Below are 22,147 nucleotides of genomic sequence, written 5' to 3'. Positions count from 1 at the left end.
CAGAAAACCAGGGGAGAAATTTCCCCTTTTATAAAGCGGGGGATAACGGAGATGAAATCGATCGAACATTACATGGAACTTACCGCGGGAATTAAATGCGAAAGCGAAGGGGAGGCAGAAGAGATTTCAGTCAGTGAAATCGCGGATATTCTGTATTGTACACCGAGGAACGCAAAACTGATTTTAGCGAAACTTGAAGGTTTGCAGTGGATTGCTTGGAAAAGGGGAAGGGGGAGAGGGAACAAATCAGAAATCCGCTTTTTAAAAGAACCTTGTGAACTGCTGCTTGAAACGGCGAAAAATGATACGAAAGAAGGTAAAATCGACCGGGCGAGACACCTTCTCGAAGCATATCAGCATTCGTGCCCGGACGCTTTGCCGTCATATAAAGAGTGGCTTGAGCGCGTTTTCGGCTTTCAGACCGAATCGGAGGGCAGCAAGCAAAAAGATGTGCTGAGGCTCATGACCGCGATGGAGCCAGAGCATTTTAAGCGTCTTGATCCGTGCCGTATTTATCTGCGTTCAGAGAGCCATGTCGTTAAGCAGGTATGTGATACATTGATCCGTTTTAATGAAAAGGAAGGAGGTTTTATGCCGCATCTTGCCCACCACTGGGAATGTGACGCCGACCAAAAAACGTGGACGTTCTATTTGAGGAAAGGGATCTATTTCCATGATGGCACAACATTGACAGCTGAGGATGTTAAATACTCGTTTGAGCGTTTTATGCTGGATGATGAAAATAAATGCAAATGGCTCGTAGAGGATATCGGAAATGTTGCGGTCAGGGATAAATATAGTTTTGATATTTGTTTAAAGGCAAAAAACTCGCTGTTTTTGCATCATCTTTGCGATGAAAGGCTGTCTATTTTAAACCGCCATCAGAATGACGGACTGTTGATCGGGACGGGTCCTTTCAGACTTGTCCGCCGGGATGACCGGATTCTCGGGCTTGAAGCGCATGAGCGATATTTTCAAGGACGGGCTTTTTTAGACCGGATCGAACTATGGTATATGGATGGCAATTTTTCTCTTGTCGACTACGGTTTTTATATGGAAAAAGAAGAACAAAGTCAGGTTTTCGATGAATGGCACGAGGAAAGGAATGTTCAGTACATCTCGGTGAATGCAAACAAATCGGGGCCTCTCAAGCATAAGGCGTTCAGGAAGGCTTTGCGGCAAATCATTTCCCCTTCACATATGGTCAGTGAATTAGCCGGACAACGGACGGCTCCGGCGGGAGGCTTTCTAAACCGGGATCTTCCGCCTGAATCCGGGGACGACGACATCGGCAAGCTGCTTATGGAAGGCCATTACAAAGGCGATCCGCTTCGGCTTTATACGTTTTCCGAACCGGATCACCGGGAGGATGCGTCATGGATCCAAAAGAGGTGCAGGCGGTACGGCATCGCACTAGAGGTTTGTTATATGAAAGCGGATGAGCTCATGAAGGAAGAAGTGATCGCAAAAGCCGATTTGATTCACGACAGTGCGACATTCGGACGTTCGGAAGAAATGAGCTGGCTGCACCTCCTTTTAACGGAAAACAGCTTTTTACACGTCCATATGCCGGGGGAATGGCAGAGGAAGTCCGCCTTGATGAGGGATCAGCTTCGTTTCATTGATGAGCATTCCAAGCGGATCAGCCTTCTGTGTGAGGCGGACCGCGCCTTGGCAGAAGAGGTTTACACGATTCCGCTATATCAAAACAATATTCGCGTTAAAGCGGGGGAAGCCATTCAAGGCATTGTGCTTAACGAAGAAGGATGGATTGATTTTTACGGCATCTGGTACAAAAAAGAGGCTCTTCTGTAAGAGCCCCTCCATTGTGTTTCTTAATGACCGGAATGTCCTCCATCCACTGACTTAATTTCCAATATGTCATCAAGAACGCCTTGCGTTCGAAATGAAATCTCATTTTCTGATCCGAGAATGAATGCATGGTTATAAGGGCCGTCCTGCGGTCTGTCCCGAAAAGAAGGCTCGATCTCGGATAAATAGCTGTACATCGTACTGTCTGCCTGTCCATTTTTGAGTAAAAGCAGAGGAGCGTGTTTTCCCAAATGGGAAAATGGCGCTCCGGCAAGCGCCAGCTCGGGCGCGGCCGTTGATGCGAAGGACAGTCCGTGTCCCGGATCTGTGATTCCCCACCCAAAACCGGTGTTTTTATCGCTGAATTTCGCAAACGCAATCGAATTTGCGACAGGCGTATCTCCGGAAATTCTTTTGACTGTTCCATATTCCTTTAATGCATCCTCCGTTTTTTCTGAAACGGCTTTTTTAGGGCCGAGAATATAGATGTTTGCTTTGCCGTCCCTTTTCTTTAATGCTGCGGCCGTCTCTTCGGGAATGCCTTTTTTGTTCACGTACAGGATCGGCTCAGGCATGTGGGCGATCCAGTTTACAGCCGGGAGCGAATAAAGTTCCGCATCTTCCTCGGATGATCCGATGATAACGCTTTTCGGATACTCATCGGCTGCATCCGCGTATTCTTTGTCAATCTCTTTTGCCAGATCAGCCTCGTTCTTCCCTTTCAGCTCTTTTATTTTAAAAGAGTTCAAAGCTTGAAGTGAATCGAATTCTCCGACAGCCATGATTTGCGTTCCGTCTGAAGTGCCCGTCGGGTTCAAGCGCTTGATTTCATTCTGAATCTGCCCGGAGATTTTCCCTTTTTCCGCGATTAAAACAGGTCCGTTATTCGGGTGATGGATCAGATCAGCTGATGCAAGAGCTGCCTGCCATGATCCGCCCGAAACTAAAATCACTGCGCCCGGCCTGTTTTGTTTATGAGTGGCCGGCCATATCGTTTGAGAGGTTTTGATGCTCATTTCTTCCGGTGTATTCGCGTCAAGTCTTGTCGTGTTCTTTGTGTTTTTCACCAGAAGCCCTTCTTCCGCCCGCTTATTGAAATCATTCGGAAGAGAAACGGCGTCTTTTTCTTTCATCTCCGAATGATTCTTTGTATGATGCTCCTTATGTCCGTCCGTCTTTCCCGAGCCGGAATTTTGGCATGCTGCGAGCGGAAGCGCGAAAACAAGCATGACAAAAAGTAAACCGGATTTCAATTTCATGGTGTTTTCCTCCTTTTTGGTCCAGATTACTGAGTAGTATACCCGGGAAATGTGCAAAACTGGTGCAGACATCTCGACATTTGTTACATATTAGAAGGCAGCGTGATGATAAATTCGCTTCCTTTCGGGGTTCTGTTTTTTATTGCAATCTGACCGCCGTGAAGCTCGACGATTTCTTTCGCGATGGCCAGGCCCAGCCCGGTACCGCCGGTTTGTCTCGATCTCGACTTATCGACCCGGTAAAAGCGCTCAAAAATATAATCCCGTTCTTCTTCCGGAATGCCGCAGCCTTCGTCCGCTATCGTAATCTTGACCTGATCCTCTGCTTTTGTTGCGGTGACGGATGCTATTGAATCAGGATCGGAGTATTGGCGGGCGTTGTTCAGCAAATTTGAGATCACTTGTGAAAAACGGACTTCATCGACTGAGACATAAAGATCCGCCGGGATGTCGAACGAAAGGCTGATTCGTTTTTCCGAAAAAGCGACTGCCGCTTTCTGAACTTCTTTTTTTATGAATGTGTGCAGGTGAACCTTTTTCTTACTGATTTGAAATCCGGGCTGTTTCAGTTTTGTCAGCAAAAATAAATCGTCAACAAGGGTGTTTAAATTGTCCGCTTCCTCTTTGATGATCGACAAGTACTGATTTCTGGCTTGTGGATCGAGTTTATCTCTCATCGCGACATCTGTGTAGCCTTTTATATATGTGATCGGAGTCCGCAGCTCATGAGCGACGCTTGACAGAAAATCGTTTCGTTCTTTTTGAAGCCTGCTGAGATTTGAAGAAAGGCTTTCGATTGATGCGGCGAGCTCGCCGAGTTCATCGTTCCGTTTGATATCAAGCGGAATCGAAGCTTGACCGTTTTTGATACTTTCGGTTGCTTCCTTTAGTTTAATAATCGGCTTCGCTAATACACGGCTGAACCAAAGAATAGCTGCGGCAGTTAAGACGCCGGTTAAGCCAAAGCTGAGGAAAAACCGCTTCGTAATGCTTGCCACCAAGGCTTTTATCGAGGAGGTCTCCAAATACATGAAGACGTAGCCGGCCGTTTCCCGTCCGTTCATGATCGGACTGATCGTACAAATATACTTTGATGTATTCCAATGGGACGATAAAGCGGTCCCTTTCCTCGGGATGTGTTTTTCTTCGAAATGAAGGTGTTCCGTCATGTCTCCCCGGGCAGACTGCGCCAATACGCGTCTATTTTGGTCCGTTATGATTACGTTTGTCCGGGCTTCGGTTTCCATCAGGGTGACGTGGTCTATCGTCCTTTTGTCAAAATGTTTTTCGAGGACGTCTCTGTGGCTGTTGCCCCTTAGTTGGAGCGCGCGGATTTCTTCGTTTATTCTTGTGTTGATAATCGTTGTATACAGCGCCGCAAAAAGGATGGTTTCGATGAAAAGGATTAAAATGAAAAATGAACCTGCGAGCTTAAATGAAATCTTTTTCATGCTCCGGTTCCTTTGCTTGTCCATTTGTAGCCGACGCCGTAGACGGTCCGGAGATGATCTTCAACCGGAAAGCCAGCTTTTTTCAATCGGTTTCGCAAATTTCTCATGTGTGAATCGATGGTGCGGGGCTCGATATCAGAGTTGAACCCCCAGATGTTCTCAATCAATTGGTCTCTCGAAAGCGCTTGATCCGTGTGGTTTAAGAGCGTCCCGAGCAGATCGAATTCACTTGGCGTAATGCCGATTTCCCGTTGATTGACATGCAGGGTATGATGCTGTTTATTCCAGATTAAACCGCGGAACCGGATTTCATGAAACCGACGGGTCCTGCGCAGGACAGCTTCTATTCTGGCAAGCAGCACTTTTTCGCTGAACGGTTTTGTTAAATAATCGTCTGCGCCGCAATTCAATCCGCGCACAATGTCATCCTGCCCGTTTTTGGCGGTGAGCATGATAATCGGAACGCTTGTCAATCTGCGGATCTCTTGGCACACCATCCATCCGTCCATCTCAGGCATCATAATATCGAGAATAACAAGATCAAAATTGTTCATTTTTATTAAATCCAGGGCTTCTTTTCCGGTGGCGGCTTTTGTGCACGAATAATGTTCTAAATAAAGCTCCAGCAGATCGAGCATCCGGATTTCATCATCGACAAGCAGCACGTTCAATGTTTTAGCACCTCTTTAGTCAAAATAAAAGTCCGCTATTTTAAAAATATACCCTATAAGGGTATATTGATCAAGGCGGATCATCTCTTTGTTAAGAAGTATAAAAACCAGACTGCATGGTTTTGTTCGTCAGCTGCCGCCCGCTTGAACGCCTCCCGTATCGCCCGGTCTTTCACATAGTCTGCGATGTCCAAATAAAAATCAACCGTTTCCTGTTCGTCTTTAAATGCGAACTCCAGCGCGTTTCGATACTGTTCCGGACAAGGCTCAGTTATGGAAATGTCAGGCTTTCGGCCGGTAAGAGACGTATAAAATGTTAGGAACGCATTAAAGTGGCGAATTTCATCTTGTCTGATTTCTAAAATCCGCTTTTTTGTTTCGGAATCCGGCGCCTTTTGGGCGATTTTTTGATAGCAGACGACCGCGCTGTGCTCTCCGTTTACCGCTTTTTCAAGATCCTTGATCAGCTTGTCGTTTTGCCTGGCGGGATAGGCGGGAAGATACGGCTGAACATACCACATCTTTTTCACCTCAACACTTTATATTTGACGTCCTGTCATTATATGTATGTGCTTGCATGCATGTGCCTATGGAAGGTTGAGCCTCGAACATGTGTCAAAATGATGTGCGGTGAGCACAATCTATTTTAAAAAAATGAAGTTTGACGTAAAATGGTTGTTAGTGCCGAATTAATGACATACATATCAAAATGGAGTGAGACTATTGAAAAAGGTAATATTGACGGCCGTGGCTTTATTGATGTCGGTTGTTTTGTTCGCCGGCTGCCAGGCGGAAAAAGGGGGATCAGCCAAGGGGAAGTCTGAAAAAGTTCAAATTACGGTTTCCGCGGCTGCGAGTCTCAAAGATGTATTAGCGGAACTTTCCTCCGTATATGAGAAAGATCATCCGAATGTCTCCATAAAGTTTAATTTTGGTTCATCGGGTGCATTGCAGCAGCAGATCGAACAGGGCGCTCCGGCTGACTTGTTTTTTTCTGCCGCCGAGGACAAATTTAATAGAGTAGTTAATCAGGGGTTAATTGACAAAAAAGACTCTGTCAAGCTGGTCGAAAACAGTCTGGTGCTGATCGTTCCGAAAGGGAAAAATCAGCATGTCAACAGCTTCAAAGATTTGGCGGAGGGCAAAATCGAAAAACTTGCGGTCGGAAAACCCGAATCAGTGCCAGCCGGAAAATACGCAAAAGAAACGTTGACGAACCTTGACGTATGGTCTAAAGTGCAATCTAAAATCGTCTACTGCAAAGATGTAAGGCAGGTCCTTTCTTATATCGAAACAGGCAACGCGGATGCCGGAATCGTTTACCGGACGGACGCCCTTTCATCAGATCAGGTCGAGACTGTCGAGACGGCGAAAAGCGATCTGCATACACCGATTGTCTACCCGCTCGGAATTGTAAAAAATACAAAGCACAGGGAACAGTCTGAGGAATTTTATCAATTCCTGCAAAGCGACCAAGCCGTTAAGGCAATGGAAAAGTACGGATTTAAGAAGGGCTGACCGCCGTTATGCTTGAGGAATTCTTTTCCCCGATTGAAATTTCAATTCAAGTATCAGTCGCAGCGGGCATCATCGCAGTTTTGCTTGGAACTGCTGCGGCGAGGCTCCTGGCGAACAGAAACTTTAAAGGCAAGTCTGTTATCGAGACGGTAATGATGCTGCCGCTCGTTCTGCCGCCGACCGTTGTCGGATTCTTTTTAATCGTGATCTTCGGAAGGCAGAGCATGATCGGACGCTTGATAGAAAACGTATTTCAAGCACCGGTTATTTTTACCTGGTGGGCAGCCGTGATCGCCGCTGCGGTTGTCGCGTTCCCGTTAATGTATCAGTCAGCAAAATCAGGATTTTCGGCTGTCGACCGCGATATCGAGGATGCCGCGAGGGTTGATGGAGCAAGCGAGTGGAGGGTGTTCCTCTTTGTCACCGTTCCCCTCGCATCAAATGGAATCATGACGGGGATTGTGCTCAGCTTTGCGAGGGCGCTGGGCGAGTTTGGCGCAACGCTGATGTTTGCGGGTATCATCCCGGGGGTGACGCAGACGGTGCCTACGGCGATATACTTGGCGATCGATTCGGGAAATATGACGCTGGCATGGATGTGGGTCGCCTCTATCGCGATCATCTCGTTTTTGATGCTGTTTTTTGTGCAGTTCAAGCAAAAATAGCCGTATGGGGTGCAAGTGCTCATACGGTTTTTTCCCAGTTTTGGAGAATGGTTATTTTGCAGATGTTTCGATAGAATAAAGAGTAAGAAACAGAAAGGAGACGAGCTTAGTGGGAGCAGTATTTTTATCAGGCAGATCCGGGAGTGGGAAAACGACCTTTATCCTGAATGAAATCAGAGAAAAACTTCGCGATGAACCGCTCGGAAAACCGATCATTTTTCTAGTCCCGGATCAAATGACGTTTTTAATGGAATACGAGCTTAGCAAAACACCCGATTTGGGCGGAACTATCCGCGCCCAAGTGTACAGTTTTTCAAGGCTTGCCTGGCGAGTGCTCCAGCATACCGGAGGCATGAATCGGCCGTTTTTGACGGGGACGGGCATTCAGATGCTGCTGCGGAGACTGATTGAAGAGCATAAGGGCGAGTTTAAAGTCTATCAAAACGCAAGCGATAAAAGCGGATTTACGGAGCAGGTGGAACGGATGCTGACCGAATTTAAACGGCATTGTCTGCAGCCTGAAAGCATCCGGGACATGATAGAGGGGACGGGCAAATCGGAATACGAAGATGAACGGATCCTTTCCGATAAATTGCACGACTTATATATTTTATACAGCAAGCTTGAGGAAAATCTGGAGAATCAATATGTTCAATCTGAGGATTATTTGACGCTTTTGGCCGAGCAGATTCCGTATGCGGATGAGATTAGAAACGCTGCCGTTTACGTGGACGGATTTCACCAATTTACGCCGCAGGAGATGAACGTGCTGGAACAGCTGATGGTACATGCGGAGGAGATCACTTTTTCGCTGACGGCGGATCAGCCGTTTACGGCCAACAGCCCGAATGAGCTCCATCTGTTCAGAATGACCGGGAAGGCGTACTATGACCTTTACCAGAAGGCGAAGGAACTTGGCCTTGATCCGTCAGAAGTGCGGCTGGAAGAAACGAAACGGCACCAGCAACATTCGGAGCTCCGGCACCTTGAACGCTATTTTGACGAGCGTCCTGCAAAACCGTATCGCGGACGGACGGAATCGCTCCGCATCATGCAGGCGTCGAACAGAAGAACCGAGATTGAAGGAATTGCGCGCGAGATTCATTCTTTAATTCGCCAGGGCCGCTTCAGGCTTAGGGATATCGCCGTTATTGCCCGGAATGTTGAAGATTATAAAGATACGATAAAAGAAGTTTTTAAAGACTGTGAACTTCCTTTTTTCATAGACGGCAAGGAATCGATGCAAAATCATCCGCTCATTGAGCTGATCCGTTCGACGCTTGATATCATTAAAGGAAACTGGCGGTATGAAGCGGTGTTCCGCTGTGTCAAAACGGAACTTTTATTCCCGGAAGGACAGCCGAAGGAACGGCTGCGCGAACAGATTGACCAGCTTGAAAACTACTGTATTGCGTATGGCATTAAAGGAGACAGATGGACAAGCAAAGATCCGTTTGTTTACAGAAGGTACTCTTCACTGGATGAGGATTTTGCCAAGACAGACAAAGAGATTGAAACGGAAAATATGCTCAATGAACTAAAGGGCTGGATCGTTCCACCGATCCACAGGCTGCAGAAGCGCTTGAAAAAAGCTGAAACCGTCAGGGAAATGGCCGAAGCCGTTTACCTTTATCTTGAAGAAGCCGATGTTCCGATGAAGCTTGAACAGGAAAGGCGGCTGGCCGAAGAAAGCGGTAGGATTGCAGAGTCGCGCCAGCATGAGCAAGTATGGGATGCCGTTATTCAACTGTTGGACGAGTTTGTTGAAATGATGGGCACAGAGCGGATATCGTTTGCTTTATTTCAGCAAATGATTGAAACCGGCTTGGAGTCTTTGAAATTCGCGCTGATTCCGCCCGCTCTTGATCAAGTGTTTATCGGCAATATGGACCTTTCAAGGATGTACGGCACGAAATGCACATTTCTCATCGGTGTAAACGACGGTATACTTCCGGCGAGGCCTGCGGACGACGGCGTGCTTTCAGACGATGACCGGGAGTGGCTGAAACGAAACGGCGCACAGCTGGCTGCGACGGGTCGAGAGCAGCTCTTGGATGAGAATTTTCTGATCTACATGACGCTTTCCAGCCCGTCTGAAAAGCTCTATGTCTCCTATCCGATCGCAGATTCGGAAGGGAAGACGCTGCTTCCTTCAACAGTAGTGAAACGGCTGAATGAGCTGTTCCCGGACGGCGAAGAGAAGATGCTGATTCATGAACCCGAGCAGCTGGACGACGAAGCCCAGCTTGAATTTCTCGTGAATAAAGGCGCCGCCTTGAGCCATTTGGCAGGGCAGCTCGGCATTTGGACGAGGCAGTATGCGATCAGCGATGTATGGTGGAGTACATACAACTTTTTAATGAATGAGCCTGACCGCATCTTTTCTCAAAATATCCTGTCCAGCCTGTTTTTCAGAAACAAGGTCGAAAACTTGAACCGGCATGTGAGCCGCGATTTATATGGGGAGCACATTCAGGGAAGCGTGTCGCGGATGGAGACGTTCAAAGCCTGTCCGTTTTCCCATTTTGCTTCGCACGGTTTAAAGCTGAAGGAACGTCAATTTTTCAAGCTTGAAGCTCCGGATATCGGTCAGCTGTTCCACTCGGCGCTGAAGCTGATTTCAGATCGGCTTCACGAGCTTAAACTGGATTGGCGCGACTTAACGAAAGCCCAATGCGAGACTTTGTCAAGCGATGCAGTTGAACGGCTCGCGCCAAAGCTGCAAAAAGAGATTTTGCTCAGTTCGAACCGTCATCATTACGTGAAGCAGAAGCTGCAAAAAATCATTGCCAGGGTATCGGGCATTTTAAGCGAGCATGCAAAAGCAAGCGGGTTTGCCCCCGTCGGCATCGAGCTCGGATTCGGGGGGAAAGGTCCGCTTCCTCCAATGCGTTTTACCTTGAAGAACGGCTGCACAATGGAGCTTGTCGGCCGGATCGACAGAGTGGATAAAGCGGAGAGCTCAAAAGGGCTGCTGCTTAGGATTGTCGACTATAAATCAAGCGATAAAGGCCTCGATTTGGCCGAGGTGTATTACGGCCTCGCCCTGCAAATGCTGACATATCTCGATTTGTCGATCACACATTCAACCGATTGGCTCGGCATGAAGGCATCCCCTGCAGGCGTGCTTTATTTTCATGTGCACGATCCGATGATCCAGGCTTCGGTGCCGCTCGGCCTTGATGAAATAGAAAAAGAGATTTTCAAAAAGTTCAAGATGAAAGGGCTGCTCTTGGGAGACCAGGAAGCGGTCAAGCTGATGGATACCACGCTGGAACAAGGCAGGTCGAACATGATCAGCGCAGGCTTGAAAAAAGACGGCTCGCTCCGTTCGGATTCTGACGTTATTGCAGAAGAGGATTTTCATGTATTAAGGCGCCATATCCGCCGGACATTTCAGAAGGCCGGCGAGGAGATCACAGACGGTAAAGTGTCGATCGAGCCTTACAAGCTAAAAGACCGGACACCGTGCACATATTGTTCGTACCGGTCATTCTGCCAGTTTGACGAATCGCTTGAGGAAAACGAATACCGGATATTAAAACCCGAAAAAGACAACGTGATTTTGGAGCGGCTGAAAAAGGAGGATGAGACAGATGGAGATTTCTAAACCGAAGGGCAGCAATTGGACTGATGACCAATGGAAGGCGATTGTCTCATCCGGCCGGGACATTTTAGTTGCGGCAGCGGCCGGCTCCGGAAAAACGGCCGTGCTGGTTGAGCGGATCATTCGGAAAATAACGGATCAGGAACATCCCGTAGATGTCGACAGGCTGCTTGTCGTCACCTTTACGAATGCATCTGCGGCTGAAATGAAGCACAGGATCGGCGAAGCGCTCGAAAAAGAGCTTGCCGAAAATCCGGGTTCGCTTCATTTGCGCAGACAGCTTGCTTTATTAAACAAAGCGAGCATATCAACATTGCACTCATTCTGTCTTCAAGTCATCCGCAAATACTATTATTTGATCGATGTTGATCCGGCTTTCCGGATCGCCGATCAGACGGAAGGCGAGCTGCTTGGCGATGAGGTGCTGGACGAGCTGTTTGAAGAAGAATACAAAAAGCAAGATCCGGCCTTTTTTGAACTTGTGGACAGATATACGACAGACCGTCATGACCTCGATTTGCAGCATCTCGTCAAGCGGGTCTACGAGTTTTCCCGTTCGCATCCCGATCCGGAAGGCTGGCTTCACACATTTGTTGATCTGTATGACGCGGCTTCAGATACGAAAGTTGAGGCTCTGCCGTTTTATTCTTACATTAAAGAAGACATCGCACTCGTTCTGGAGGGGATGCGGCAAAAGCTGACGCGTGCGCTTGATTTGACAAAGCAGCCAGGGGGGCCTGCGCCGCGCGCCGAAAATTTCCTCGATGATTTAGCGCAGATTGACAGGCTGATTCAGCAGCAGAATGATTTTTCGGCTCTGTACGAGCTTGTACCGGCCGTTTCGTTTCAAAGATTGAAGCCGTGCAAAGGAGATGCGTACGATCCTCGATTGGTTGATGAGGCCGCAGATCTCCGCAACAGCGCGAAAAAGCAACTTGAAAAGCTGAAAAGCGATTATTTTACGCGAACTCCCGAGCAGCACCTTGAGAGCTTGAGGGAAATGAAGCCGGTCATTCAGACGCTCGTCCAGCTCGTGTTGGAGTATGGCAAGCGGTTTGCGGACGCGAAAAAGGAAAAAGCGATCGTCGATTTCTCAGACCTTGAACACGACTGCCTTGCGATTTTATCCGGGAAAAACCAAGCCGGCGAAGCCGTGCCGAGCGAAGCGGCGAAGTTTTACCGCCATCAGTTCCATGAAGTGCTTGTTGATGAATATCAGGATACGAACTTGGTCCAGGAAGCGATTTTAAAGCTCGTCGCCAAAGAGGAGCATGAGGGGAACCTGTTTATGGTGGGCGATGTCAAGCAGTCGATTTACCGGTTCCGCCTGGCAGAACCGCTTTTGTTCCTTTCGAAATATAAACGCTTTACAGACGATGGCTCGGGTTCCGGTCAAAAAATCGATTTAAATAAAAACTTCAGAAGCCGTTCAGATATTTTGGACAGCACGAACTTTTTATTCAAGCAGCTCATGGGAGAAAAGGTCGGGGAAGTCGAATATGACGAACAGGCCGAATTGAAGCTTGGTGCGTCTTATCCGTCGAACGAAGCGACAAAAACGGAGCTTCTGCTCATCGAAAACCAGAGCGGCGCGCAGGATGAAGAGGCTGAAGAGCTTGAGGCGGTCCAGCTTGAAGCAAGAGCGATGGCCGGACAAATCCGCAGGCTGATAACAGAAAAATTTCAAGTATATGATGCCAAAGCGAAAGCGTCGCGGAACATCCAGTACCGTGATATCGTGGTGCTTTTGCGGTCGATGCCTTGGGCGCCGCAAATTATGGACGAGTTTAAACAGCAGGGGATTCCGGTATACGCGAACCTCTCAACGGGTTATTTTGAAGCGACAGAAGTATCGGTCACACTGTCTTTATTAAAAATCATCGATAATGCTTATCAGGACATCCCGCTTGCGTCCGTTCTCAGATCGCCTGTTGTAGGTCTTGACGAAAATGAGCTTTCCTTGATCAGAATCAAGGATAAAAAAGCGCCGTTTTACGAAGCGATGAAAGCATACCTTGCTGCAGCAGATGGCGATGAGAGGCTCAGCGAAAAGCTTCGCCGCTTTGACGCCCTGCTCAAAAAGTGGAGAGCGTATGCGAAAAACCACTCTGTGGCAGAGCTGATCTGGGAAATCTACCGGGATACGAAGTATTTGGATTATGTCGGCGGAATGCCGGGCGGAAAACAGCGGCAGGCCAATTTGCGCGCGCTTTACGACAGGGCAAGATCCTATGAAGCGACATCGTTCCGCGGTTTGTTCCGCTTTTTAAGGTTTATTGAGCGGATGCAGGAGCGGGGTGATGATCTCGGAACGGCAAGAGCTCTGAGCGAACAGGAAGACGTTGTTCGGCTGATGACGATCCACTCAAGCAAAGGGCTTGAATTTCCTGTCGTATTTACCGCCGGTCTCGGACGGAATTTTAATATGATGGACTTGAACAAGTCTTATCTGCTGGATAAAGAACTCGGTTTCGGAACGAAGTTTATTCATCCGAAGTGGCGGATCAGCTATCCGACGCTGCCGCTGATCGCGATGAAGAAAAAGCTCCGCCGCGAGCTTTTATCAGAGGAGCTGCGCGTCTTGTATGTCGCTCTTACCCGGGCCAAGGAAAAGCTGTACCTGGTCGGGACGGCTAAGGATAAAGAAAAGCTGCTTGCCGACTGGCGGTCACAAGCGGCGGGGTCTGAGTGGCTGCTTCCGGATTATGAACGGTTTCAGGCGAAATCTTACCTGGATTTCATCGGACCTGCTTTGATGAGACACAGAGATATGGATGAATCCGGCGCGCCGCTGGTGATTGATGAGATCCGTGAACATCCGGCGCGCTTTCAGGTCAGCTGGCTGTCGGCCGCGGATCTTCAAGCAGAAGATATTGATCAGGCCGGTGAAGAAAGACACGGCCGGCTCTCCCAAATTCAAATGGGGCTTCCGATCGATGGTTCGTTTGAGTATGAGCAACAAGTCAGAGAAAGGCTGACATGGTCATATCCATACAAAGACGCCGCCAAAGTCCGAACAAAACAGTCTGTCTCAGAAATGAAAAGGCAGAAGGAGTATGAGGATGAGTACGGCGACCGCTCGCTGATTCGCCCAACTAAGGATGCTCTCCTGTTTAAACGGCCGTCCTTTATGATGGCAAAAGGCCTGACCGCGGCCGAACGAGGGACGGCGATGCACACCGTCATGCAGCATATTCCGCTGACCCGTGCGCTTGAAATGAATGAGCTCAGCCGCCTCCTAGACAGGCTTGTTGAGAAAGAGCTATTAACAGAAGACCAGCGGGCAGCGATTGAGGAAGACGATATTCTCGCATTCTTTGATACGGAAATCGGACAAAAGCTTCTCGGCGCCCGCCGCGTCGAACGGGAAGTTCCCTTTAACATGACGCTGTCCGCCAAAGAGGTTTATCCTGATCTTGAGTCAGCCGACGAAACTGTATTGATACAGGGAATTATCGATTGTTTATTCGAGACGGAGGACGGTTTTTACCTTCTTGATTACAAAACCGACCGGATACACGGAAAGTACCGAAACGGATTCGAAGGGGCCGAACCGATTTTAAGGAAGCGTTACGAAACACAAATTCAGCTTTATGCACGAGCCGTTGAAACGATGATTAAAATGCCGCTCAAAGGGCGTGCACTGTACTTTTTTGACGGAGGACATGTGCTCTTATTTTAATATGAAACCGGCGTCCCCCTGACGATTTCGGGGGGAGCTTTAATGAAAAGAGAGGTGAGGCACACATGCGAATTTTACATACAGCGGACTGGCATTTAGGAAAAACGCTTGAAGGGAGAAGCCGCCTGAAAGAACAGGCGGACTTTCTTGAAGAGCTCACAAGGATCGTAAAAGATGAAAAGATCGACGCCGTTATCATGGCCGGAGACGCATTTGACACAGTGAATCCGCCTGCACTGGCTGAACAGCTTTTTTATGAAAGCCTCTCCGCCTTGTCTGACAAAGGAAACCGTCCGGTCGTCGTGATTGCCGGCAACCATGATAATCCGGACCGCCTTTCCGCGGCCTCTCCGTTAACGACAGACCATGGCATCCACTTGATCGGGTACCCGAAGACTGAGCCAGTTGAAATAGAAGTCGCTTCTAGTGGGGAGATCCTGTCAGTCGCAGCGCTCGCCTATCCTTCCGAGTCCAGACTGAATGAAGTGCTGTCGGAAACATTTGACGAAAAACTGCTGCGCGACCAGTATGATGAGAAAATCAAGCAGACCTTTCAGCGTATGTGCGGCAAGGCGAGAAAGGATGCGGTGCAGATTGCGGCAAGCCATATTTATGTGGCGGGCGGCAGCCAGACGGATTCTGAGCGGCCGATCGAAGTCGGAGGCGCATATACGGTGGCTGCGGAAAGCCTGCCGGAAAACGCCGCCTATGTGGCGCTCGGGCATCTTCATCGCCCGCAGACGATCAAACGGGCCCGCACGCTTGCCAGATATTCAGGTTCACCGCTTGCCTACAGCTTTTCTGAAGCGGGATACGCAAAATCGGTCTCCATTGTCGAAGCCGCACCCGGTCAAACGGCATCATGGGAAGAGGTCCATTTGACGAGTGGAAAACCGCTCGTTAAATGGAAGGCGGAAAAAGGGATGTCCCAAGTATACAGCTGGCTGGAGGAAGAGCGGGACAAAAACGCGTGGATCGACCTTGAAATCCATCTGACAGACCAGCTGTCGATTGAAGAAATTCACCGTTTGAGAAAAGCGCATCAAGGCATCATCCATATTCGTCCGGTTTTTGAGGAAGCCGCCTCGGATGAAGAGAAGATCCGGTCCAGAAACGTTCCGATTGAAGAACGGTTTATAGCGTTTTATGAAAGACAAACCGGTGGAGCGGTTCCCGATGAGGAAACCGTCAAACTGTTTCTGGAGCTCGCCGCAGGATCGGAACAGGAAGAGGGTGATGAAACATGAAGCCGATTTCTCTGTCTATTAAGGGGCTGCACAGTTTCAGGCAGGAGCAGGTGATCGATTTTGAGCGCCTGTGCGATGCCGGTGTATTCGGTATCTTCGGGCCGACCGGAAGCGGCAAGTCGTCGATTCTTGACGCGATGACTCTCGCTTTGTACGGGAAGGTGGAGCGGGCCGCCAATAATACGCACGGTATTTTGAATCATGCCGAAGATGAGCTTGCCGTATCGTTTACGTTTAAGCTGCAGACAGGCCATGAGACGGCTTATAAAGTGGAACGGGTCTTTAAGCGGACAGATGCCGTCAAGGTCAAAACATCGATCTGCCGCTTCATTGAAATGAAAGAGGAACAAATCGTTCTGGCCGATAAAGCGAATGAAGTAAACCGGAAAATCGAAGAGCTGCTGGGCTTGACGATCGACGATTTTACAAGGGCAGTCGTCCTGCCGCAAGGTAAATTCGCCGAATTTCTTTCCTTAAAAGGAGCGGAGCGGCGGCAGATGCTTCAGCGCCTGTTCAACCTCGAACAATACGGGGACAGGCTCGTCAAAAAACTGAAGAAACAGGCGCAAACAGCGCAGGCCAGAAAAAATGAGATGCTTGCCGAGCAGGCTGGATTGGGCGATGCGGGGGAAGAGGCGCTGAAACAGGCGGAACAGCATCTCGAAGAAGCTGAAAGCCTTTTGCAAAGCAAGAAGCGCGAACGAGACGCAGAAGCGCAGCGCTTTGCGGAGTATCAGGAGATTTGGAACCTGCAGCAGGAAAAAGAAAGCTATCTGAAAAAAGAGGCGGAGCTTTTAAAGAAACAGGAACAGATTCGGGAAAAAGAAAGCCGCCTGCACCTCGCCGAAACGGCAAATACGCTCAAGCCTTATGCAGACGCCTTGCTGGCAGCGCGGGAAGATGCCGAACGCGCACACCGGGAAGAAAAACAAGCGCGGGAACAATTAGAACAATATGAAGAGCTTCATAAAAAAACAGAACGCGAGTACGAGGATTTCAGGCGTCTTAAAAATGAAAAGGAACCGGAGCTTCTCAAGCAAGAAGAACAGCTCACCGCTTTGAAGGAAATTGAAAACAAGCGGCTAGCCGCACAGGCCGAGGCCGAGAAGAAGCAGCGCGAACAGCGTTTGAAAGAAGAGGAAATCAAGCATGCGGCAGACGAGCTGGCCAAGGTGAAAAGTCTGCTTGAACGCGGGACAGCCAAGCAGAATCAGCTGAAAGCGGAGCTGAAATCTGTCCAGGTATCTAGCGAAGAGCGTAAAAACTGCCGAAATGCCAATCAGCTTGCTTTTCACATTCAACAGCTTAACAACGATGCCGCTTTAGAAAAGGAACGGCTTGGTCAGCAGGAGACGCTGATTAAAGAGCTCCAGCAAGAACAGCAAGCGGTGGATCAAAAGGTAAAAGCTGAAACCGAACGCATCGAGGCATTGTTTGCCGCTGTCGAACGAGCGTACGCGCTCGTTTGCGAAACAGACAGATCGCTCTCTGAGACCATCCGTGTGGCATCTCAAAAAAAAGAAGAGATTGCGGCAAAACGGGAACAGGCAAACCGTGATCAGCTGGCAATCGAACTGGCAAAGCAGCTCAAAGACGGAGAGCCTTGTCCGGTCTGCGGATCTGTACATCATGAAATGCCCGCCCGCGTCGGCATAGAAAGCCTGTCCTTTAAAGAGGCGGATTCCGAACTGGAGAAAACGGAAGCCATCATCGCTGAAGCCGGTGCGCTGGCTCAGGAGTTTCTCTCGGCCAAAGTGGCACTCGAACAGCAATCCGACCACCTGGTGAGCGAATGCCCGTTTTTAGTCAAGAGCAAACATGAACTGCCTGAAACCGCTGCATCGATAGAAGAAGGCACCATTCCCGAACGGTACAACCGCATCAGCTTTGAATGGAAAGGAATCAGACAGGATCTCGCAGAGACAAAAAGCAGGATGTCCAAGCTCCTTCACACATATAAAGAGCTCTGCAAGAAACGCGACCAAATCAGCGAGCGACTCAGCCATGAAGAAAAGGAGCGTAACAGGCTTCAAAACCGCGTCGGCGAATTAAATGACCAGTTAAATGAACGCCGAAAAAGCTTCGGCGAACAATTCGACGGCCTCTCTTATGAACAGGCTGAAAAATGGCAAAAAACGATTGAAGAAAAAGATCTGGCCGCAGAGGAATTCGAAAAGCGTATCGAAACGAGCGTCGGCTTTCTCACAAAACATGAACAGCAAAAAGAGAAGCTCACCGAGCGCTTGTTTGCGCTTGATAAAGAAAAGCTCGACCTCCGCTATGCTGTCGAAAGCCTTAATAAAGAAATAAACGATTATCAAAAAGAGCTGATGGGCTATCCCGATACAGCTGCAATCGATAAAAAGCTTCAAGACGTGAAAACGCAATTGGCCAAGCTGCATGAGCAGGAACAGACGCTTTACGGACGGCTCAAAGAGACCGAATCCGAAGTCAGCCGTTTAAGAGGACAGACAAAAGGGTGTGAGCTCGCTTTGCGTGAAGCGGAAGCAAGGCTTGCGAAAGCGGCGGACATCTGGCAGGAAAAATCCGGAGGTACACCGTTTGAAAAGGCCTCTGAAGTGAAAGCGAGCATTTTAGACCGCGATGATCTTGCCCGGCTGAAAGAAGACATTCAAATGCATTGGGATCAGACAAAACAGTGCGAGTCCAATATCAAGCGGATTACGGAAAAGCTTGATGGGAGATCGGTTTCTGAGGAGAGTTGGGAAAAAGCCGCCGTCACGAAGGACAAAGCTGAGGAGGCATTCAGCAAAGCCTTGGAAGAAAGGGGCGCGGCCGGCAAAGCTCTCGCCGTCATCCGCGAGAACCATAAAAGGTTTAAGGAACTTGAAGCATCATTGGCTGAATGGCAGACATACATCGACCGTCTTGATAAACTCCAAGCCGTCTTTAAAGGAAACAGCTTTGTTGAATACTTGGCAGAAGAGCAGCTTGAAAGCGTCACAAGAGACGCATCTGCAAGACTCGGCGAACTGACAAGACAGAGGTATGCGATTGAAGTCGACTCAGAAGGCGGTTTTGTGATGAGGGACGATGCCAACGGCGGAGTCAAGCGCCCTGTTACGAGTCTGTCAGGTGGGGAGACGTTTCTGACTTCACTGGCGCTTGCGCTTGCACTTTCGGCACAGATCCAGCTTCGCGGAGAGTATCCGCTCCAATTCTTCTTTTTGGACGAAGGGTTTGGCACGCTTGATCAGGATTTGCTGGATACGGTCGTGACCGCATTGGAGAAGCTTCAGTCTGACAATCTGTCGGTCGGTGTGATCAGCCACGTTCAGGAACTTCGGGCCAGGCTGCCGAAGAAGCTGATTGTCCATCCGGCTGAACCGAGCGGCAAAGGCACAGCTGTATCGCTTGAAATGATTTAACCTGGTAACCAAAAAGCAGCCTTCTTCTAGTGGAAGAGGCTGCTTTATGCATTTCCGACAACATTCTGGTCGCTTACATCCGGGTCTATATAATTTGTCGCGTTTATACCATTGTTGACGATAAGGAAATCTCCAGTATTACCAGCACCAGAACCGAGTGCAGACTTTGAAGAGCTTTTTGGAGATAGATAAAAAGAATCGCCGAAATTCACTACTCCTCCTGAGATTTCATTGATTTTAATGGGTCCGACAATGGCTGGCATGATTGATCGACATCCTTTATAGAAGTCTCTGAACTAGTATATGTCGGCCGGGCGGTTATTGTGAGTTCCTTGCAGGAGGAAGCTTTCTGATATGTTTGACTCTCGCCTCGGAAATCATGCGGCGCGTCGAACCAACCTGAAAAACTGAAGAAGAAGATACCCCGGCAATTTTTACAGCTCTGACTCGAATGACGGGAACCTCATGGAAAAAAGCTGATGAGACGCCGGTTTCCGGTAATAAATGTGGTATCGGCTGCTGAAAGAGAGGGAAATCTTCCTGATTAAATGAGCCTTCATTTCCGAAAAAAAGTGAAAGGTAGCGCTGAACAGCGAGAATTTTCACTTTAGGAATAATCTCTTCGACATCCCCGATTTGCAGCGTGCTGGTGATCCCTACTGAATGAACTTTCATAAACTTTACTTTTGACGTTCTGATCATCTTGATTCCGGCGCCAGCGGGACAAACGGCCCGACAATGAGAGATTCAGGCGGTGTATCAAAAATTGATGACAGGGAAATGCATTCTGTATCTCCGATTAAAAAAACAGATGAGCTTGAAACTGCGGTAATATTAATATTGCCTACATCGAAACAGCGGTTCACAACGGTAAAATTCATTCGTTTTCATTTCCTTTCATTTCGTCAGGAATCGATTTGAGAAAGTGTTCGATTGCCCGCGCGATATCACGCTTCACATAATCGGCCAGCCGTTCTGCATGCTCGCGGGGCTGGATGTTTTCGTCAGGCTGCACATGTTTGACGTAATAGCGGATGCGGCTGTCGATTTGCTTTCTGATGTCTTCGATGATATGGTGGCGGTTTGTATCGTCCAGTTTACTGTCATACCGGTCTTCCAGCTGTTCCAGCAAACGAGGGGTTTCTTCGTTTAAGTAGGCATCGACGAGCTGTCTCGTTTGCTGCATCAGCTGGCCGTCGAGTTCCTGCTGCAGCATTCCGATACCCGGCGGCTGCTGGCTGATTTCAAAGTTCTCCACCTGGTCAGGATCTGTCGGATTAAGCCCGATGTTGAGCGTTCCTTCAAGACGCTCGATCTTCAGCTGGTCAAATTTGTATTCAATCCGGTCAATCCTTGTGCCGGGATTTTCTTTCAGGTTGTTCAATTCTGCCTGTAATACGGCCATTCGCCTTTCGAGATTTTCAATCAGAGCAGCCTGCTGCTGCACATAGCTGTACCAGTTTTGAGAATATGAGGGATTGTTTTGCTTCATAAGTGATCACACCCCCGTTTAGCCTGTTGTAACAGATGGAGCTATGAGAGGAACGAAAGTCGATGACGGCCCCTCCTCAAAAGCATCTTGGAAAGCTCCGCCGCCGGCGACAGGCGGGGCTGCTTCCGTGTAGCTCCCTGTATTATAAAGGTTGGAAAGTGTTTTAATGGAGCCCGCGCTCCCGATCTGCAAGACGGAAGAGTTGCTGATGCCTTCGACTCTTAAATAGTTGATTTGAATCGATTGGTTGATATAAAAATTCATGCCCCCACCTCCTTACAGGTTGCCTGCGATCGGCTGATCAATCATATCGTTGTCATATGTGTTGGTGATGCTGTTCTGGTTATATACGCTTAGTCCGTCTCCGGTATTGAAACTGCCGGCGCCTGCGAAAGTTTTAACTTCTGCATAAGGAGAAATCGTGATGCAGTCTCCGACATGAACAACGCCGCTCGTACCGACGGCATTTACTTTAAAAGCTCCGACAATAGCTGGCATGATGGCACACCCTTTAAATAATCAAACGTTTTTTATGGGCTATACACCATATCCTATGTTGCTTAGGCGCTTTTGTGATAAAAAAAGAGGTTTTTTCGTGAGTGCTGATCACATGCGGGTGAAACTCATCAGAGGGGAAAACGTATGAATAAAAAAACGGTGCGATAAGGGAAGGGGTAGGAGACATGTATTTTCAATGGAATTTGGTGTCAATCGCTGCAGCCCTGCTGTTCTTTTCAGCAGCCTATGCAGTCGGAATAAAAAAACAAACTTGGATATTGCGGGGATTTCGCCGGGAAAGAGTAAGGGATCAGGATAAGCTGGCCAAAATCGCAGGGTATTTCTTTTTGAACAGCGGATTTTTGTTATTCTTGAACGGGTTTGTTTATATTCCGTATCAAGAGTCCTTTACACCTTCGGTCATTCTTGCCTACGGTGTGTGCACGATGATTTATGTTCAAAAAACAATGGCCGAATAGCCAAAGCTGCGACCTGAAATCATTGGATGAGGAAACGGAGGAGAGGGAAGGCCGGGCATCAGGCGCAGCTTGCAGTCGGAGGTCATGACGTATGGCGGCCTTTTCTTTCTTCCGCATGTATCACGCAGTTCTCATCCTTTTGCATTCGTTGGTTCAGCAAGTTGTCCAATTCCTGACTGCATTGAATGGCCTCTTTGGAGTTGATGCCGAATTTTTCGGCAGCTTCAAATAAGGCCAGTCTTTTTGCTTCAATTTTATTGTTCATCATGGCAGTCTCCAACTTTCGATTTGTATTTTGAGTCGGTGATTTCAGGTATTCAGCAATGATGTTCCTTGATATTGCTAGTATACCTTATTTTGTGTTAAAGGGATTTTTT

General features: G+C 48.5%; 19 protein-coding genes. 8 read left to right on the top strand and 11 right to left on the bottom strand.

What is annotated here, in order from left to right; all coding sequences use genetic code 11:
- Positions 1-51 precede the first annotated feature (51 nt).
- Complete coding sequence (locus M1E06_RS15670; protein ID WP_061576183.1) at positions 52-1,815, top strand: ABC transporter substrate-binding protein; 1,764 nt, start codon at positions 52-54, stop codon at positions 1,813-1,815.
- 20 nt (positions 1,816-1,835) lie between these two features.
- Here M1E06_RS15670 and M1E06_RS15665 read toward each other — a convergent pair whose 3' ends face one another.
- From M1E06_RS15665 to M1E06_RS15650, 4 genes are all read right to left on the bottom strand, one after another.
- Complete coding sequence (locus M1E06_RS15665; protein ID WP_020450864.1) at positions 1,836-3,071, bottom strand: cell wall-binding repeat-containing protein; 1,236 nt, start codon at positions 3,069-3,071, stop codon at positions 1,836-1,838.
- An 83-nt stretch (positions 3,072-3,154) separates the two neighbouring features.
- Positions 3,155-4,522 (bottom strand): sensor histidine kinase, encoded by a 1,368-nt coding sequence (locus tag M1E06_RS15660; protein WP_003180417.1) that lies wholly within the window; start codon positions 4,520-4,522, stop codon positions 3,155-3,157.
- On the bottom strand, positions 4,519-5,160 hold the full coding sequence (locus M1E06_RS15655; protein WP_043054576.1) for a response regulator transcription factor: 642 nt from the start codon (positions 5,158-5,160) through the stop codon (positions 4,519-4,521). Before M1E06_RS15655 ends, M1E06_RS15660 begins: the two co-directional genes overlap by 4 nt.
- Positions 5,161-5,273: 113 nt before the next feature.
- Positions 5,274-5,714 (bottom strand): ferritin-like domain-containing protein, encoded by a 441-nt coding sequence (locus M1E06_RS15650; protein ID WP_020450867.1) that lies wholly within the window; start codon positions 5,712-5,714, stop codon positions 5,274-5,276.
- 238 nt (positions 5,715-5,952) lie between these two features.
- Between M1E06_RS15650 and modA the strand changes: the two genes are divergently transcribed.
- The 6 genes from modA (at position 5,953) to sbcC (ending at position 19,301) form a co-directional block, all read left to right on the top strand.
- Positions 5,953-6,711 carry a molybdate ABC transporter substrate-binding protein gene (gene modA, locus M1E06_RS15645; protein ID WP_043054577.1) on the top strand — a complete coding sequence of 253 codons (759 nt, stop codon included), beginning with the start codon at positions 5,953-5,955 and terminating at the stop codon, positions 6,709-6,711.
- Positions 6,712-6,719: 8 nt separating this feature from the next.
- The gene (gene modB, locus M1E06_RS15640) at positions 6,720-7,376 is read left to right on the top strand and encodes a molybdate ABC transporter permease subunit (RefSeq protein ID WP_035339021.1); all 657 of its coding nucleotides are present in this window, start codon (positions 6,720-6,722) and stop codon (positions 7,374-7,376) included.
- Between the two features lie 109 nt (positions 7,377-7,485).
- A complete protein-coding gene (addB, locus tag M1E06_RS15635) occupies positions 7,486-10,986 on the top strand; it encodes a helicase-exonuclease AddAB subunit AddB (RefSeq protein WP_043054268.1) in 3,501 nt (1,166 codons plus the stop codon).
- The gene (gene addA / locus M1E06_RS15630) at positions 10,973-14,665 is read left to right on the top strand and encodes a helicase-exonuclease AddAB subunit AddA (protein WP_095323662.1); all 3,693 of its coding nucleotides are present in this window, start codon (positions 10,973-10,975) and stop codon (positions 14,663-14,665) included. The genes addB and addA overlap by 14 nt, the downstream gene beginning before the upstream one ends.
- Positions 14,666-14,730: 65 nt before the next feature.
- Complete coding sequence (gene sbcD / locus M1E06_RS15625) at positions 14,731-15,912, top strand: exonuclease subunit SbcD (RefSeq protein ID WP_003180431.1); 1,182 nt, start codon at positions 14,731-14,733, stop codon at positions 15,910-15,912.
- Positions 15,909-19,301, top strand: coding sequence for an exonuclease subunit SbcC (gene sbcC / locus M1E06_RS15620; RefSeq protein ID WP_003180433.1), 3,393 nt, complete (start codon positions 15,909-15,911; stop codon positions 19,299-19,301). The genes sbcD and sbcC overlap by 4 nt, the downstream gene beginning before the upstream one ends.
- 44 nt (positions 19,302-19,345) lie before the next feature.
- Here sbcC and M1E06_RS15615 read toward each other — a convergent pair whose 3' ends face one another.
- The 6 genes from M1E06_RS15615 to M1E06_RS15590 are packed head-to-tail and all read right to left on the bottom strand — an operon-like array spanning position 19,346 to position 21,291.
- Positions 19,346-19,564 carry a spore germination protein gene (locus M1E06_RS15615; RefSeq protein ID WP_016885923.1) on the bottom strand — a complete coding sequence of 73 codons (219 nt, stop codon included), beginning with the start codon at positions 19,562-19,564 and terminating at the stop codon, positions 19,346-19,348.
- Positions 19,565-19,619: 55 nt separating this feature from the next.
- Positions 19,620-20,003: a spore germination protein GerPE gene (locus tag M1E06_RS15610; protein WP_003180437.1), complete on the bottom strand. Its 384-nt coding sequence runs from the start codon at positions 20,001-20,003 to the stop codon at positions 19,620-19,622.
- Positions 20,000-20,182 (bottom strand): hypothetical protein, encoded by a 183-nt coding sequence (locus tag M1E06_RS15605; RefSeq protein WP_003180439.1) that lies wholly within the window; start codon positions 20,180-20,182, stop codon positions 20,000-20,002. The genes M1E06_RS15610 and M1E06_RS15605 overlap by 4 nt, the downstream gene beginning before the upstream one ends.
- Positions 20,179-20,793, bottom strand: coding sequence for a spore germination protein GerPC (gene gerPC / locus M1E06_RS15600; RefSeq protein WP_020450872.1), 615 nt, complete (start codon positions 20,791-20,793; stop codon positions 20,179-20,181). Before gerPC ends, M1E06_RS15605 begins: the two co-directional genes overlap by 4 nt.
- 18 nt (positions 20,794-20,811) lie before the next feature.
- Entirely contained in the window at positions 20,812-21,057 is a 246-nt protein-coding gene (locus M1E06_RS15595; protein WP_020450873.1) for a spore germination protein GerPB, read from the bottom strand.
- A 12-nt stretch (positions 21,058-21,069) separates the two neighbouring features.
- Complete coding sequence (locus M1E06_RS15590) at positions 21,070-21,291, bottom strand: spore germination protein (protein ID WP_020450874.1); 222 nt, start codon at positions 21,289-21,291, stop codon at positions 21,070-21,072.
- A 185-nt stretch (positions 21,292-21,476) separates the two neighbouring features.
- On the opposite strand from M1E06_RS15590, the gene M1E06_RS15585 reads away from it, so the two are divergent.
- Positions 21,477-21,770, top strand: coding sequence for a DUF3784 domain-containing protein (locus M1E06_RS15585; RefSeq protein ID WP_023856612.1), 294 nt, complete (start codon positions 21,477-21,479; stop codon positions 21,768-21,770).
- Positions 21,771-21,852: 82 nt separating this feature from the next.
- On the opposite strand, the gene M1E06_RS15580 is transcribed toward M1E06_RS15585, so the two are convergent.
- Positions 21,853-22,035, bottom strand: a complete 183-nt coding sequence (locus tag M1E06_RS15580; protein ID WP_020450876.1) for an aspartyl-phosphate phosphatase Spo0E family protein — start codon at positions 22,033-22,035, stop codon at positions 21,853-21,855.
- Between the last annotated feature and the right edge of the window lie 112 nt (positions 22,036-22,147).

This window comes from Bacillus sp. AK124 (genome assembly GCF_053903085.1).
Note: the sequence above shows the minus strand (reverse complement) of the source record. Positions and strands in the feature narration are given on the sequence as shown.